This is a genomic window from Bradyrhizobium sp. GCM10028915 (assembly GCF_042666195.1).
In the GTDB taxonomy this organism is placed as follows: Bacteria; Pseudomonadota; Alphaproteobacteria; order Rhizobiales; family Xanthobacteraceae; genus Bradyrhizobium; species Bradyrhizobium canariense_D.
In genome coordinates this window covers 1,092,902-1,109,062 of record NZ_JBHTFN010000044.1, presented here as the reverse complement: position 1 = coordinate 1,109,062, position 16,161 = coordinate 1,092,902, and the positions used below count along the sequence as shown (strand labels likewise).

Genomic DNA, 16,161 nt, shown 5'->3' with positions numbered 1-16,161 from the left:
TGGCGTTGGTGCCGGGCGCCATGCCGCCGCCTCAATCCAAGCCTTCGTTATTTGGAAGCCTTTCGTTCAAGTGTCATTCAGCTCGCCACGCGTCTGATGCGTGGCGGCATCTCAACAACAAAACGGGCAAGCAAGTCATGCGTGGGACGCTCCGAGCCTTCATTTGCCTTCTCCTGCCAATCGCGGTCCTTGCCGCGGGCGCGCCGGATCCGGCGCGTGCACAGCAGCAGGAAAAGCGTATGGCGCTCGTGGTCGGCAACGGCGCCTATGCCAAGTCGCCGCTGGCGACGACGGCAAACGATGCCGGCCTGATCGCGCAGACGCTGCAGGCGGCGGGCTTCGACGTCGTCGGCGCCCGCGATCTCGACGGCGACACGCTGCGCAAGAGCTTTCGCGATTTCATCCAGAAGGCGCAGGCCTCCGGACCGGGCACCGTCGCGATGGTCTACCTCGCCGGCTATGGCGTGCAACTTGCCGGTGAGAACTACTTCATCCCGGTCGATTCCAACATCACCCGCGACACCGACATTCCGACCGAAGGCCTGCGCATCGGCGACTATCTCCGCCAGCTCGCCTCCGTTCCGCTCAAGGCCAACATCGTCGTGCTCGACGCTGCGCGGGCGCAGCCCTTCGTGGAGGGCGGCCAGCAGATCGCGAGCGGACTTGCGCTGGTCGAGCCCGACGCCAACATGCTGGTCGCGTTCAACGCCGCGCCCGGCACGGTGGCGCCCGAGGAGCCTGGACCTTACGGCATCTATGCGCAGTCGCTGGCGGAGATGATCCGCACCGGCGGCCTACCGCTGCCTGAGGTGTTCGACCGCGTTCGCCTGCGCGTCAACGAGGCCAGCAAGGGCGCGCAAGTGCCCTGGAACGAGCAGAAGATATCGGCGCAATTCTCGTTCTTCGAGCGCGGACCTGACGCGCCGCCGCCTGAGGCCGCACCCGACCAAGTCGCCGCGATGCGCAACAAGCCGATCCGCGATCTCGGCGTGCAGGATGCCTATGCCGCCGCGCTCACGCGCGACACGCTGCCGGCCTACGAAGAGTTTCTCTCCGCCTATCCCGGCGACCCGCTGTCGAAGCGCGTGATGGTGATCGTCGCGGCGCGCCGCGAGGCCATCACCTGGCGGCGGACCTATCGGACCGACACGCCGGAGGCCTATTGGTCGTATCTGCGTCGCTATCCGCGCGGTCCGCATGCGGCGGATGCGCGCCGGCGCTTGGCGATTCTCACCGCGCCGGCCGAGCCGCCGCCGAGCTTCGCGATGATCGACTACGACGTGCCGCCACCGCCGCCGGAGGAGGTGGTCTATGTCGAGCGTCCCGTGCTGTATTTCAGCGATCCGGATTTTGGCTTTGCGCCGCCACCGCCGCCGCCGGTCTATTATCTGCCACCGCCGCCGCCGGATTTCGTCGTGCTGTCGCCGCCGATGCCGGTGGTCGGCCTGTTCGTGCTGCCGCAGCCGATGTTCGTGCCAATTCCTGTGTTCGTCAGGCCGCCGGTCTATGTCGCACCGCCCCCGAACAACATCATCTATCAGAACATCCATAACAGGACGGTCATCAACACGGTGATCAACCAGCCGCCGGCACCGCCGGCGGGTGCGGGTGCCGGAGCGGGCAATCTCGCGCCAGCCATTGCCGGGCGCACCAATCCGGCTGGTCCCGCCATGCCGCAGGCGGTCGTGCAGCGCGCCGCCCTGATTCAGCAGGGCAAGGCGCCGATGCCGCCGAGCGCGACGATGCAGCCGACGGCGAGGCCAGGAATGCCTCCGGCCAGGCCGGCCAATGCCGCACCGACCGGTACGCCACCTACGACTCCACCTGCCAGTCCGCTTGCCACGCCACCGGCCAAGCTGCCCCAAGCCAACACCCTGCCGGTTCCCGGCACCCATGGCGGTCCACCTGTACCGCCAGCGGGAGCCGGGCCACTGCCGGGCGGCAGACCCGGGCTGCCCACGGCCACTGCTCCCGGCACACCGCCGCCGACCCATCCGGGAGGGCCTGCGGGAGCGCCGACGACTGCTGCTCCCGGCACCACGCCGCCGGGTCATCCCGGTGCGCCGACCGCCGCCGCGCCGGCGACTGCGCCCACGGCGACAAACCCGGCCGCTGTGCCCGGCCAACCGCCGAAGCCGCCGGTGGCCCAGGCCCCGCCCGGGACCGGGACCGGGCCTGGGGACCATGGCAAGTCCGCGACCCGCGAGCCGGCTGGTTCGCCGCCTGCTGCCCGCACGCCTCCTGGCGCAGTTGGACGACCGGTCACGCCGCCGCCCTCGGCGGCGCGGGAGCCGATCAGGCCGCAGCATCAGCCGACCGCAGCTCCCGCCCAGGCTGCCCGGCCGTCGGCGCCACCACCGCGGCCTCAGGCCGTGGCGCGGCCGGCGCCTCCGCCTCCGCCGCGTGTTGCGCCGCCGCCACCGCCACGGGCGGCTCCACCCGTGGCGGTTGCTCGACCGGCGCCGCCGCCAATGGCGCGGCCCGCGCCGCCGGTCGCCCGGCCGGCGCCACCTCCGCCGCCCCGGATGGCCGTCGCGCCACCGCCGCCGCCGCGCCCGGCAGCACCTCCACCGCGTCCTCCGGCTCCGCCGCCGGCGGCAAAGAAGTGCCCGCCGAACCAGCCCAGATGCTAGGCAGGGGCTAGGCCGGAGCGATCTTTACGGAAGGGGGCCTCTTGCGGGCGAAAGCCGCCCCGAAAGGCCCTTATTTCCTTGCTTCTGGCCGAAATCGCGCTATACACCGCGCCATCTCACACGGAAGCATGGCTCACAAGGCCGTCCGGTGGCAGCCGGGGCGACAACGCTCTGTCCTGCTCACATGCTTCCGGAGGAACCAACCGGAGAATTAGAACGATGGCACTACCCGATTTCACTATGCGTCAGCTCCTCGAAGCCGGCGTGCACTTTGGTCACCAGTCTCACCGCTGGAATCCGAAAATGGCGCCGTTCATTTTCGGCGCCCGCAACAACATCCACATCGTCGACCTCGCGCAGACCGTGCCGTTGCTGCACAACGCCTTGCAGGCGGTCAGCGACACCGTCGCCAAGGGCGGCCGCATCCTGTTCGTCGGCACCAAGCGCCAGGCGCAGGACGGCGTTGCCGACGCGGCCAAGCGCTGCGCTCAGTACTTCGTCAATTCGCGCTGGCTCGGCGGCACGCTGACCAACTGGAAGACGATCTCGGGCTCGATCAAGCGCCTGCGTCATCTCGACGACGTGCTCGCCGGCGGCGATGCCTCCTCCTACACCAAGAAGGAGCGCCTGACCCTTCAGCGCGAGCGCGACAAGCTCGACCGCTCGCTCGGCGGCATCAAGGACATGGGCGGTCTGCCCGACCTGATCTTCGTGATCGACACCAACAAGGAAGACATCGCGATCCAGGAAGCCCAGCGGCTCAACATTCCGGTCGCGGCGATCGTCGACACCAATTCGGATCCGAAGGGCATCACTTATGTGGTGCCGGGAAATGACGACGCCGGCCGCGCGATTGCGCTCTATTGCGATCTGATCGCGCGCGCAGCGATTGACGGCATTTCACGCGCCCAAGGCGATTCCGGAATCGACGTCGGTGCTTCGGTTCGGCCGGTCGCAGAAGAGCTGCCCGCCACGAGCGGCTTCCAAGGCCTTGCCGGCCCGCGCGGCACGTCCGACGACCTCAAGAAGCTCCCGGGCGTGTCGGGCGCGATCGAGAAGAAGTTCAACGATCTCGGCATCTTCCACTTCTGGCAGCTGGCTGAGCTCGATCACGATACCGCGCACAAGATCGGCGAAGAAGTCGGCCTGCCGAGCCGCGCGGACGCCTGGGTGGCCAAGGCCAAGGCGCTGACCGCGGAAGCGGAATAGTCAAAAAGAGCGATGGGTTGGCCGGACAAGCTCCGGCCACCATTTCAGTTGACGCGAATTCCTGAGATGGACCGCGGCGAGGCGATCTGGCCGCGCCGCGGCAAACCGGCAGGCAAAAAGGATTTTGAACGATGGCAACGATCACAGCTGCGATGGTCAAGGACCTGCGCGAGTCGACCGGCGCAGGCATGATGGACTGCAAGGCCGCGCTGACCGAAAACGACGGCAACATGGAAGCGGCGCAGGATTGGCTGCGCAAGAAGGGCCTGTCGAAGGCCGCCAAGAAGTCGGGCCGCGTCGCCGCCGAGGGTCTGATCGGCGCGCTCACCAAGGGCAACAAGGGCGTCGTGGTCGAAGTCAATTCCGAGACTGACTTCGTCGCGCGCAACGGCCAGTTCCAGGGCCTCGTCAAGATGATCGCCCAGGTCGCATTCAACACCGGCGCCGATGTCGACAAGATCAAGGCCGCCAAGGTCGGCGACGTCACGATCGAAACTGCGATCAATGACGCAATCGCCACCATCGGCGAGAACATGACGCTGCGCCGCGCAGCTTCGCTCGAGGTCAGCCAGGGCGTGGTGTCGAGCTACGTCCATGGCGCGGTGGTCGAGGGCGCCGGCAAGATGGGCGTGATCGTGGCACTGGAATCCCCCGGCAAGGCCGACGAGCTCGCAACGCTTGGCCGCCAGATCGCGATGCATGTCGCGGCCGCCAACCCCCTGGCGCTGGATCCGTCCGGTCTCGATCCGGCGGTCGTCAAGCGCGAGAAGGACGTGCTCGCCGACAAATATCGCCAGCAGGGCAAGCCCGAGAACGTGATCGAGAAGATCGTCGAGTCCGGCCTGAAGACCTATTACAAGGAAGTTTGCCTGCTCGAGCAGGCCTTCATCCACGACACCGGGAAGTCGGTGGCGCAGGCGGTGAAGGAAGCCGAAGGCAAGGTCGGCGGCGCGGTGAAAATCGCGGGCTTTGTGCGCTATGCTCTCGGTGAGGGAATCGAGAAGCAGGAAAGCGACTTCGCGGCCGAGGTCGCGGCGGCCAGCGGCAAGAAGTAAGCGCCGGAACGTTCCTTCCGGCGTGCCGCCGGAAGCGGCGCCCGGACAAGGAAAGTGCTCATGACTGATCCGGTCTATCGTCGCGTCGTGATCAAGCTGTCCGGCGAATATCTCGCGGGACCGCAGGGTTTTGGCATCGATCAACCGACCATCGACCGGGTCGCCGACGATCTGATCGCCGCTCGCCACCTCGGCACCGAAGTCGCCGTCGTCATCGGCGGGGGCAATCTCTTTCGCGGCGTCGAGGTCTCCTCGCGCGGCGTGTCGCGCCCGACCGGTGACACCATGGGCATGCTCGCGACGATGATGAACTGCCTCGCGCTCGAGGCCACGATCGAGCGCAAGGGCACGCCTGCGCGCACGCTGTCGGCCTTCGTCATGCCCGAGATTTCCGAGCTCTTCACCCGCACCGCGGCACATAAATACCTCGCCGAGGGCCGGATCGTGCTGCTCGGCGGCGGAACCGGTAATCCGTTCTTCACCACGGACACGACCGCGGTGCTGCGCGCAGCCGAGATCGGCGCCCAGGCGGTTCTGAAGGCGACCAATGTCGACGGTGTCTACTCGGCCGACCCGAAGAAAGACCCGACGGCGACGCGATTCGACCGTCTGACGCATTCGCAGGCGATCGAGGGCGGCTACAAGGTGATGGATGCGACCGCCTTCGCGCTTGCCCGCGAGACGTCGCTGCCTATCATCGTGTTCTCGATCGCGGAGCCGGGCTCGATCGGCGCTGTACTGCGTGGCGGCGGCCACGGAACCATTGTCGCCGGCTGACGGCTTGTCGTTGCACCCTGAGAGAAGGTGCGGAGAGGTCGCCGGGATTTTGAAGGAGAAACGGGATGGCCACGGACAATTTCGATCTCAACGAAGTCAAGCGCCGCATGCAGGGCGCGATCCAGTCGCTCAAGCACGAGCTTGGCGGCCTGCGCACCGGTCGCGCCTCCGCCTCGATGCTCGATCCGGTGCAGGTCGACGCCTATGGCAGCCACATGCCGCTGAACCAGCTCGCCACCGTCAGCGTGCCGGAGCCGCGCCTGATTTCGGTGCAGGTCTGGGACAAGTCGATGGTCAAGGCGGTGGAGAAGGCGATCGTCGATTCCAATCTCGGCCTGTCGCCGGCGACTGAAGGCCAGGTTCTGCGCCTGCGCATCCCCGAACTCAATGAGGAGCGTCGCAAGGAGCTCGTCAAGGTCGCGCACAAATACGCGGAAGCCGCCAAGGTCGCCGCGCGCCACGTCCGCCGCGACGGTCTCGACGTTCTCAAGAAGCTCGAGAAGAATCACGAGATGTCCGAGGACGATCAGAAGCGCCACGCCGACGAGGTGCAGAAGGCGACCGACGGCACGATCTCCGAGATCGACCAGTTGCTGGCCGCCAAGGAAAAAGAAATCCTCACCGTCTAAGCAGGATGGATCGCGCTCTAGGTTATGTTCGCGCATGATCTTTACGGAAAACCGCTTCGCACTTTGCGCTAACGCGGCCCTTCGGGTCCGGATCATGCTTTAAGGCAGCCTCATGTCCAACGCCGCCGCGCCCGCAACGGAAGGACCAGATCGGTCCGATGCGCCTGCGCATGTCGCCATCATCATGGATGGCAACGGACGTTGGGCGGCCGCGCGCGGCTTGCCACGGGCGGAGGGCCATCGCCGCGGCGTGGAGGCCCTGCGTCGCGTGGTTCGGGCGTCGCATGAGCTTGGCATCCGCTATCTCACCATCTTCTCCTTCAGCTCGGAAAACTGGTCGCGTCCGGCGAGCGAGATCGGCGATCTGTTCGGCCTGTTACGCCGCTTCATCCGCAACGATCTGGCGAGCCTGCATCGCGACGGCGTCAAGGTACGCATCATCGGCGAGCGGGACGGGCTGGAGGGCGACATCTGCGCACTTCTCAATGAGGCGGAGGAACTGACGCGCGATAACACGCGCCTCACGCTCGTCGTCGCCTTCAATTACGGCTCCCGGCAGGAGATCGCGAAGGCGGCGCAGAAGCTCGCGCGGGAAGTCGCCGAGGGCCGGCGCAGTCCCGACACGATCGATGCCGAGACACTGGGGGCGCATCTCGACGCGCCCGACATTCCCGATCCCGATCTCATCATCCGCACCAGTGGCGAGCAGCGCCTGTCCAACTTCCTGATGTGGCAGGCCGCCTATAGCGAGCTTGTCTTCGTGCCGATTCACTGGCCCGATTTCGACAAGGCGGCGCTGGAAGGCGCAATCGCCGAATTCGCCAGGCGCGAGCGACGTTTCGGCGGCCTGGTCGCGAAAACCGCCTCGTGAGCGAGCCCAACTCCGCACCGGCCGGCTCTCAGCCTGCCCCGAGCAATCTCGTGATGCGAATCCTCGCGGCGCTGGTGCTGGCGCCGCTCGCCATTGCGCTCGCTTATGCCGGCGGCTGGCTGTGGGCGCTTCTCGTCACCCTGGTGTCGATCGGACTGTTCGCGGAATGGCTGATGGTGGTTGGCGCAGGCTCGACCGCGCTGACCGGGGCGGGGACGATCGTCATCGCCGCGATGGGCTTGTGCGTTGCCTTCGGCGCGCTGAAGACCGCAATCATCACCGGCCTGATTGGCGGGGCGGTCGTGACGGTGATCGCGCGGGGCAAGTTCGTCTGGGCGGCCTCCGGATTTGCCTATGCGTCGGCGGCGCTACTCGCCTCGATCCTGCTGCGGAAGGATCTCGTGAACGGCTTCGCCGCGCTGATGTTCGTGCTGCTCGTGGTGTGGGCGACCGATATCGGCGGCTATTTCGCCGGCCGCGGCATCGGCGGACCGAAGCTGTGGCCGCGCGTGAGCCCGAAGAAGACCTGGTCAGGGGCGCTCGGCGGCTTTGCCGCGAGCCTTTTGGTCGCGGTCGCCTTTGCCGCTTGCGGGGTTGGAAAGATAGTTCCATTGCTGCTCGTCAGCGCGGTCCTCTCAATCGTGTCGGCCTGCGGCGATCTGTTCGAATCCGCGGTCAAGCGGCGCTTCGACGTCAAGGATTCCAGTCACTTAATTCCGGGCCACGGCGGGCTATTGGACCGTCTGGACGGTTTTGTCGCCGCCATCCTGGTGGCATGGATTATCGGCTTCCTCCGCCATGGTGTGCATAGCGCCGGAAGCGGTCTTATGGTTTGGTGAACATATGAGCGCGGTCCCATTGCGTAACAACAAGGCTGCGGCATCGAGCGTCCGCAGCGTCACGGTTCTCGGCGCCACCGGCTCGATCGGCGACAGCACGATGGATCTGCTGCGCGCCTCTCCCGAGCGCTACCGTGTCGAGGCGCTGACGGCAAACAGCAATGTCGAGGCGCTGGCAAAGCTCGCGAAGGAGTTCTCCGCGCGCTTCGTCGCGATCGCCGACATCTCCAAGTTTGCCGAACTCAAGGCTGCGCTCGCGGGCACCGGCACCGAATGCGGCGCCGGCGAAAGCGCGGTGATCGAGGCCGGCGCGCGTCCGGCCGATTGGGTGATGGCCGCCGTGAGTGGCGCCGCCGGACTGAAGCCGGCGCTGGCGGCGGTCGATCGCGGCGCGCATGTCGCGCTCGCCAACAAGGAATGTCTCGTCTGCGCTGGTGATTTCTTCATGCAGCGCGCGGCGAAAGCGGGCGCCTGCATCCTGCCTGCGGATTCCGAGCACAATGCGTTGTTCCAGGCGCTCGCCTCGGGCAATCGCGACGAGCTCGTCCGTGTCATCATCACGGCCTCCGGCGGCCCCTTCCGCACCTGGAAGCCTGCCGACATCGAGCAGGCGACACTCGCGCAAGCCCTGAAGCATCCGAACTGGAGCATGGGCCAGAAGATCACGATCGATTCCGCCTCGATGATGAACAAGGGGCTCGAGGTGATCGAGGCCTCCTATCTGTTCGCGCTCTCGCCCGACGAGATCGACGTCCTCGTTCATCCGCAGTCGATCATCCACGGCATGGTCGAGTTCTCCGATCGCTCGGTCGTGGCCCAGCTCGGCTCACCCGACATGCGCACGCCGATCGCGCATTGCCTCGGCTGGCCCGACCGTATCAAGGGTCCGGCCGCCAAGCTCGATCTGGCCAAGATCGGCCAGTTGACCTTCGAGGCGCCAGATTTCGAGCGCTTCCCCGGGCTGCGCCTGGCCTTCGATTCTCTCCGGACCGGGAAGGGGGCGACCACGGTCTACAACGCCGCCAACGAGGTCGCGGTCGCCGCCTTCATCGCCGGCAAGATCCGGTTCGGGGCGATTGCCAGGCTGGTGGAGGAGACGCTGGATGACTGGGTCCGCAGCGGGAACCAGGCGCCGCTGACGTCAGCGGACGATGCAATCGCTGTTGACCATGTTGCGCGAAATAGGGCTGCCGCCCTATTGCCTCAAATTGCCTTAAAGGCATCCTAGATGGTTCGGGGCCAGGGCCTTGCGGCACTGGATGAGGGAATTCGATGATCGACTTTTTCGTCCATAGTTTCAATACGTTGAGCCATGGGCTCCTTGGCTACGCGGTTCCCTTCCTGTTCGTCCTGACCATCGTCGTGTTCTTCCATGAGCTCGGCCATTTCCTGGTCGCGCGCTGGGCAGGCGTTCGTGTGTTAACTTTTTCGCTCGGTTTCGGACCTGAGCTGGTCGGTTTCAACGACCGCCATGGCACCCGCTGGAAGATCTCGGCGATCCCGCTCGGCGGCTACGTCAAGTTCTTCGGCGACGAGAGCGAGGCTTCGACGCCGTCGTCCGAGAAGCTTGCGGCCATGACGGCCGAGGAGCGCGCCGGCAGCTTCCATCACAAGAAGGTCGGCCCGCGCGCCGCCATCGTTGCCGCCGGACCGATCGCCAATTTCATCCTGGGCGCGCTGATCTTCGCCGGCATGGCGCTGTATTACGGCAAGCCGAGCACGATTGCGCGCGTCGACGGTGTCGTCGCCGATGGCGCTGCGGCGGCAGCCGGCTTCAAGATCGGCGACGTCGTCGTCCAGATCGACGGCAAGCCGATCGAAAGCTTTGCCGACATGCAGCGCATGGTTGCGATGAATGCTGGTTCGCCGCTTGCCTTCCAGGTCAAGCGCGACGGTTCCATCGTGTCGCTGACCGCGACGCCGGCGCTGCTCGAGCGCAAGGATCCCTTCGGCAACAGCCACCGTCTCGGCGTGCTCGGCGTCGAACACAAGTCTCAGGCCGGGGAGGCCTCGACGTCGCCGGTCGGCGTCGGCGAAGCGCTCAAGATCGGGGTGGAGCAGGTCTGGTTCATCATCACCAGCACCTTCAAGTTCCTGGGCTCGTTGTTCGTCGGGAACGGCAATCCGAACGAGGTCAGCGGCGTGCTCGGCATTGCCAAGATGTCAGGGCAGGCGGCCAGCGCCGGGTTCCAGTTCGTGATCAACCTCTGCGCGGTGCTGTCGGTGTCGATCGGCCTGCTGAATCTGTTCCCGATCCCACTGCTCGATGGCGGTCACCTTATGTTCTATGCGGCGGAGGTCGCCCGTGGTCGGCCCCTGTCCGAGCGGACCCAGGAGATGGGGTTCCGAATCGGGCTTGGCTTGGTGCTGATGTTGATGGTGTTTGCGACCTATAACGACATCCTGCGAATGGCCGCATCCTGATAGGGGCTTTTTTGTGGCGTTGCCCGGGCGTTGCTCTTGGGCAACGTCTTGGAATGAAAATGAAATTACGGCGCGCTCGACCGTTTGCGGCGTCGGTGAAATTGTCTACAAGCGGCTTGAACTTGGGGAATCTCCAGACCGGCGTTGGGGTTGGGTCTGGTACGGAATGATAAGGGCGCGTTGCGCAATGAAGTTTGGACTGCGACTCCGGGGGGGCTTGCTCGCAACCCTGATCATGTTCGGCGCGCCGGTGCTTGCCCCGGTTGGGGCTGCCTTTGTGTCTTCGTCTGCGCTTGCTCAGACCGTGCAGTCGATTTCCGTCGAAGGAAATCGCCGGGTCGAGGTGGAGACGATCCGCTCCTACTTCAAGCCGGGTCCCGGCGGTCGCCTGGATCAGGGTGCCATCGACGATGGCCTCAAGGCGTTGATCGAGACCGGCCTGTTCCAGGACGTCAGGATCAACCGCGGGGCCGGTGGCCAGATCGTCGTCTCCGTGGTGGAAAACCCGGTGATCGGCCGCATTGCCTTCGAGGGCAACAAGAAGATCAAGGACGAGCAGCTCACCGGTGAAGTCCAGTCCAAGGCGCGCGGCACCTTCTCCCGCGCCATGGTGCAGTCCGACACCCTGCGAATCGCAGAAATCTATCGCCGCTCCGGCCGTTACGACGTTCGCGTCACGCCTGAAATCATCGAGCAGCCGAACAACCGCGTCGATCTCGTCTTCACGGTCGAGGAGGGCGCCAAGACCGGCGTCAAGTCGATCGAGTTCGTCGGCAACAACGCGTACTCGTCCTACCGCCTGCGCGACGTCATCAAGACGCACGAATCCAACCTGCTGAGCTTCCTCGCCAGCAGCGACATCTACGATCCCGATCGGGTCGAGGCCGACCGCGACCTGATCCGCCGCTTCTATCTCAAGAACGGTTTCGCCGACGTCCAGGTCGTCGCCGCGCTCACCGAATACGATCCGGAGAAGAAGGGTTTCAACGTTACCTTCAAGATCGAGGAGGGCTCGCAATACCGGGTCGGCTCGATCGACTTCCGCTCCAGCATTCCCAACTTCGATCCCACCTCGATGCGCAACTATTCGCGCGTCAATGTCGGCTCGCTCTACAACGTCGAATCGGTCGAGAAGTCGGTCGAGGAGATGCAGATCGAGGCCTCGCGTCGCGGTTACGCCTTCGCCGTGGTCCGTCCCGGCGGCGACCGCAATTTCGAGGCGCACACCGTGTCGGTCGTGTTCAACATCGACGAGGGTCCGCGCACCTATATCGAGCGCATCAATCTTCGCGGCAACACCCGTACGCGCGACTACGTGATCCGTCGCGAGTTCGACGTCTCCGAGGGCGATGCCTACAACCGCGCGCTGGTCGACCGTGCCGAGCGCCGCTTGAAGAACCTCGACTATTTCAAGAGCGTGAAGATCACGACGGAGCCCGGCTCGTCGAGCGACCGCGTGATCCTGCTCGTGGACATGGAAGAGAAATCGACCGGCGACTTCTCGGTCTCGGGTGGTTATTCCACCACCGACGGCGCGCTGGCCGAAGTCTCGGTTTCCGAACGCAATTTGCTCGGCCGCGGCCTGTTCGCCAAGGCGGCGGTGACCTACGGCCAGTATGCCCGCGGCTACTCGCTGTCGTTCGTCGAACCCTATCTGCTCGACTACCGGGTCGCGCTGGGTCTCGACCTCTATCAGCGTGAGCAGAGGTCCAACAGCTACATCTCCTACGGCACCAAGACGCTCGGCTTCTCGCCGCGCCTCGGTTTCTCCCTGCGTGAAGATCTGTCGCTGCAGGTGCGCTACTCGATCTACCGGCAGGAAATCACGCTGCCGTCGTACCTCGCGAACTGTAACAACAACCAGTTCCTTGCCGACGGTGTCACTCCGAATCCGGCATTCAATCCAAGCCCGGCTTTCTCCGCGGCGAGTGGTATTCCTCTGGCTCCCTCGACCAACGGCCTCGGCTGCTACAGCGACGGCGAGGCCTCGCTGCCGGTCCGCAAGGAGCTTGCCAACGGCAAGACCCTGACCTCGGCGCTCGGCTACACGCTGACCTACAACACGCTCGACAACAACAAGAACCCCACCGACGGTCTGCTGGTCGATTTCCGGCAGGACTTCGCCGGCGTCGGCGGCGACGTCTCCTATCTGAAGACTGTGGTTGACGCGAAGTACTACACTCCGCTGGTCTCCGATATCGTCGGTCTCGTTCGCCTCCAGGGCGGCATGCTGAACAAGATGGGCAGCGATCTGCGCATGCTCGATCATTTCCAGATGGGCCCGAACCTCGTCCGCGGCTTTGCCCCGAACGGCATCGGACCGCGCGATTTGAACCCCTTCGGTACGCAGGACGCGCTTGGCGGCACCAAGTATTGGGGTGCTTCGCTCGAATTGCAGATGCCGTTCTGGTTCCTGCCGAAGGAAGTGGGTCTGAAGGGCGCCGTCTACGCCGACGCCGGCGGACTGTTCGACTATCAGGGACCGACGACGTGGTCGGTGACCAACGAACTGACCACGACCAAGAATTCGAGCTGCACGCCGTCGACCGTCAATCCCGCTTCGGCTGGAACCTGCACCGGCCTGGTGTATGACAATGGCAATGCGGTCCGGTCGTCGGTCGGCGTCGGCTTGATCTGGGCCTCGCCGTTCGGTCCGCTGCGCTTCGACTACGCCGTGCCGCTGACCAAGGGCAAGAACGACCGTACGCAGGAGTTCCGGTTCGGCGGCGGCACCTCGTTCTAATTCGAACAGCACGGCACGATCCGGACCACCGGAGCCGGTTTCCGAAAGGGATCGTGCCAATCCAGGAGATGAGGCATGATGCGGCTTGGCCGCTTCATGCCGAAGCCGGACCGCGACGGGGTGGAATGGCGCAGCCGACCTTCTTCACACAGTCGCCCGCCTCAGCGCTGGCTGACATCGCCACGCTGACCAAGGCGGAGTTGGTCGATCCCGCCAGGGGCGGCCAAATCATCAGGGGTCTTGCTTCGCTCGACGAAGCCGGCCCGATGCACCTGACGTTCTTCGACAATCTCAAATATGCCGATGAGCTCAAGGCGACCAAGGCCGGTGCTTGCCTGGTGAGCCCACGCTTCGAGGCGCGGGTGCCCGCGCATGTCGCCGTGCTGCGGGCGCCACAGCCGTTCCGCGCCTTCGTCAGGATCGCGCGGGAGTGGCATGGCGACGCGCTCCGGCCGCAATCCTGGACCGGCAACGACGGCATCGCGCCGTCGGCCATCATCGACCCCACCGCCAGGCTCGAGGACGGCGTGATCGTCGATCCCTTGGCCGTGATCGGCCCTGACGTGGAGATCGGCAGCGGCACGGTGATCGGTGTGGGGGCCGTGATCGGCCCCGGCGTCAAGATCGGCCGGGACTGCAATGTCGGCGCACGCACCGCCATCCAGTGCGCGCTGATCGGCAACGACGTGCTGATCCACCCCGGTTGTTCGATCGGCCAGGACGGCTACGGCTTCATCTTCTTCGGCCCCGAGGGCCATCTGAAGGTGCCCCAGACCGGCCGCGTGCTGATTCAGAACAACGTGGAGGTCGGCGCCGGCACCACCATCGATCGGGGCTCCTTGCGCGACACCGTGATCGGGGAAGGGACCAAAATCGACAATCAGGTCCAGATCGGCCACAATGTGACCATTGGCCGGCACTGCCTGCTGGCAGCCCAGATCGGCCTTGCCGGCAGCCTCACCCTCGGCGACAACGTGGCGCTGGGAGCGAAGGTGGGCATCAACAATCACGTCAAGATCGGGGATGGAGCTCAGGTGACTGCCATGAGCGGCGTCAAGGACGACGTTCCTCCCAACGGACGTTGGGGTGGTTTTTTCGCCAAGCCGACCAGGCAGTGGTTCAAGGAAATTTTGGCGGTCGAGCGCTTGGCGCGCGACAGCAAGGCCGATCCGAAGCAGGAGGAACGGGAGTGACGGACGAAGCACCGGTCAGGTTCGAGCTTGTGGACATCAACATGATCCTGCAAACGCTCCCGCACCGTTTTCCGATGCTGCTGATTGATCGCGTGATCAACATCCGCACCGATTACAGCGGCATCGGCATCAAGAATGTCACCTTCAACGAACCGCCGTTCCAGGGCCACTTTCCCGATCGCCCGGTCTATCCCGGCGTCATGATGATCGAAGCGATGGCGCAGACCGCGGGTGTGATCGGCATCAAGTCGGTCGAAGGCACCGAGAAGCCGCGCGCGGTCTATTTCCTCACCATCGACAAGTGCAAGTTCCGCAAGCCTGTGCTGCCCGGCGATACCATCGAATACCACATGCGCTCGATCGGCCGCCGCAAGGCCATGTGGTGGTTTCACGGCGACGCCAAGGTCAACGGCCAGGTGGTTGCGGAGGCCGACGTCGGCGCCATGCTGACCGACTGAGCGGGATCAACTTCTCTGGATGCGCTCGCGCGCAGGACACGCGTACCGGCCGCCGCTGACCTCGCGCTTGATGTTCTGGTTGAAGAACTGTCCCATGGACGGTGCGCCCAGCAGGCGCTCGACCGTGTCGACCGGTACGCCGCAATAGCGGTCATAAACGCCTTCAACGGCCACGACGAGGGCCTGCTGCGCACGGTCGTAACAGACCCGCTGAAGCACCGTGCTGCGGCTGATGTCGCGGCACTCGAACGTCGCGAGGTCGATGGGGCGGTGTTCGGCGGTCTCGATCGTCTCGGAGACGATCGGCGCCGCGGCGAACTGTGCGAGGAGAAGTGCCAGGGCCCTGACCACGATACCTGAAGCTCCGCGTGAACTTGTTGATGACCCGGGAAGGCTGCCTCATCCGGCACTTGAAACACGGAGAGATCATACGTCACTGGACAGATCGGGCATAGTCGCGCTAACCAGCGGAAAACCGAGCGACTTCAACACCTAATCAGACCTTCTTGATGAGTCAGATTGCTTGATGAGTAAGATTGACCCCACCGCACGGATCGCGGACGGCGCCGTGATCGGCGAGGGCACCGAGATCGGCCCCTTCTGCATCATCGGCCCGCATGTCGCGATCGGCAATAACTGCAAGCTGATCGGACAGGTCACCGCCATCGGCCACACCTCGATCGGAGATGGCTGCGTGATCTCGCCGTTCGCGGTGCTGGGCGGGGCGCCCCAGGATCTCAGCTACAAGGGCGAGCCCACGAAGCTTGAGATCGGCTCGGGCTGCACCATCCGCGAAGGTGCGACCATGAATGTCGGCACCATCAAGGGCGGTGGCCTGACGCGCGTCGGCAACGACGGCTATTTCATGAACAACAGTCATGTCGGGCATGACTGCATGGTCGGCAACAACGTGATCTTCGCAACCTCGGCGACGCTCGGCGGCCATTGCGAGATCGGTGACGCCGTCTATATCGGCGGCCTGTCCGCAGTGCATCAGTTCACCCGCATCGGCCCCTATGTGATGGTTGGCGGTGTCTGCGGCGTGCGCGACGACGTCATCCCGTATGGGCTGGTCAACGGCCAATATGCGGTGCTCGAAGGCCTCAACCTGATCGGCATGAAGCGGCGCAAGTTCACCAAGCAGCGGCTTGTGACCGTGCGCGCGTTCTACCAGAAACTCTTCCATGGCCCCGCTACCTTTGCCGAACGCCTGGAGGCGGCGCGGCCGCTCGCCGGTGGAGATCCGGCGATCGGCGAAATCCTCGACTTCATCGGCAAGGGCAAGCGCCCGCTCTGTCTTCCCGCCATCGCGAAGTGATGATGGAATGGC

Annotated in this window: 14 protein-coding genes; 13 read left to right on the top strand and 1 reads right to left on the bottom strand. The window is 65.0% G+C overall.

Features of this window, described 5'->3' with window-relative positions; all coding sequences use genetic code 11:
- Window positions 1-137 precede the first annotated feature (137 nt).
- From ACFQX9_RS25510 to fabZ, 12 genes are all read left to right on the top strand, one after another.
- The gene (locus tag ACFQX9_RS25510) at window positions 138-2,633 is read left to right on the top strand and encodes a caspase family protein (protein ID WP_377791000.1); all 2,496 of its coding nucleotides are present in this window, start codon (window positions 138-140) and stop codon (window positions 2,631-2,633) included.
- A gap of 219 nt (window positions 2,634-2,852) precedes the next feature.
- Window positions 2,853-3,842, top strand: coding sequence for a 30S ribosomal protein S2 (locus ACFQX9_RS25505; RefSeq protein WP_007603625.1), 990 nt, complete (start codon window positions 2,853-2,855; stop codon window positions 3,840-3,842).
- Window positions 3,843-3,973: 131 nt separating this feature from the next.
- A complete protein-coding gene (gene tsf, locus ACFQX9_RS25500; protein WP_018455041.1) occupies window positions 3,974-4,897 on the top strand; it encodes a translation elongation factor Ts in 924 nt (307 codons plus the stop codon).
- Between the two features lie 60 nt (window positions 4,898-4,957).
- Window positions 4,958-5,674, top strand: a complete 717-nt coding sequence (pyrH, locus tag ACFQX9_RS25495; protein ID WP_018455040.1) for a UMP kinase — start codon at window positions 4,958-4,960, stop codon at window positions 5,672-5,674.
- A gap of 65 nt (window positions 5,675-5,739) precedes the next feature.
- Window positions 5,740-6,303, top strand: a complete 564-nt coding sequence (gene frr / locus ACFQX9_RS25490) for a ribosome recycling factor (protein ID WP_007603628.1) — start codon at window positions 5,740-5,742, stop codon at window positions 6,301-6,303.
- 112 nt (window positions 6,304-6,415) lie between these two features.
- Window positions 6,416-7,174, top strand: a complete 759-nt coding sequence (locus ACFQX9_RS25485) for an isoprenyl transferase (protein WP_007610887.1) — start codon at window positions 6,416-6,418, stop codon at window positions 7,172-7,174.
- Window positions 7,171-8,013 carry a phosphatidate cytidylyltransferase gene (locus tag ACFQX9_RS25480; RefSeq protein ID WP_026232863.1) on the top strand — a complete coding sequence of 281 codons (843 nt, stop codon included), beginning with the start codon at window positions 7,171-7,173 and terminating at the stop codon, window positions 8,011-8,013. The genes ACFQX9_RS25485 and ACFQX9_RS25480 overlap by 4 nt, the downstream gene beginning before the upstream one ends.
- 4 nt (window positions 8,014-8,017) lie before the next feature.
- A complete protein-coding gene (dxr, locus tag ACFQX9_RS25475; RefSeq protein WP_085394825.1) occupies window positions 8,018-9,241 on the top strand; it encodes a 1-deoxy-D-xylulose-5-phosphate reductoisomerase in 1,224 nt (407 codons plus the stop codon).
- A gap of 44 nt (window positions 9,242-9,285) precedes the next feature.
- A complete protein-coding gene (rseP, locus tag ACFQX9_RS25470) occupies window positions 9,286-10,437 on the top strand; it encodes an RIP metalloprotease RseP (RefSeq protein WP_085353280.1) in 1,152 nt (383 codons plus the stop codon).
- A gap of 187 nt (window positions 10,438-10,624) precedes the next feature.
- On the top strand, window positions 10,625-13,180 hold the full coding sequence (gene bamA / locus ACFQX9_RS25465) for an outer membrane protein assembly factor BamA (RefSeq protein WP_026232862.1): 2,556 nt from the start codon (window positions 10,625-10,627) through the stop codon (window positions 13,178-13,180).
- Window positions 13,181-13,305: 125 nt separating this feature from the next.
- Window positions 13,306-14,373, top strand: a complete 1,068-nt coding sequence (gene lpxD / locus ACFQX9_RS25460) for a UDP-3-O-(3-hydroxymyristoyl)glucosamine N-acyltransferase (protein WP_377790999.1) — start codon at window positions 13,306-13,308, stop codon at window positions 14,371-14,373.
- Window positions 14,374-14,414: 41 nt separating this feature from the next.
- Entirely contained in the window at window positions 14,415-14,831 is a 417-nt protein-coding gene (fabZ, locus tag ACFQX9_RS25455; protein ID WP_050992707.1) for a 3-hydroxyacyl-ACP dehydratase FabZ, read from the top strand.
- A 6-nt stretch (window positions 14,832-14,837) separates the two neighbouring features.
- On the opposite strand, the gene ACFQX9_RS25450 is transcribed toward fabZ, so the two are convergent.
- Window positions 14,838-15,182, bottom strand: a complete 345-nt coding sequence (locus tag ACFQX9_RS25450) for a KTSC domain-containing protein (RefSeq protein WP_085353277.1) — start codon at window positions 15,180-15,182, stop codon at window positions 14,838-14,840.
- 175 nt (window positions 15,183-15,357) lie between these two features.
- Between ACFQX9_RS25450 and lpxA the strand changes: the two genes are divergently transcribed.
- The gene (gene lpxA / locus ACFQX9_RS25445) at window positions 15,358-16,149 is read left to right on the top strand and encodes an acyl-ACP--UDP-N-acetylglucosamine O-acyltransferase (RefSeq protein WP_085353276.1); all 792 of its coding nucleotides are present in this window, start codon (window positions 15,358-15,360) and stop codon (window positions 16,147-16,149) included.
- The last annotated feature ends 12 nt before the right edge of the window (window positions 16,150-16,161 follow it).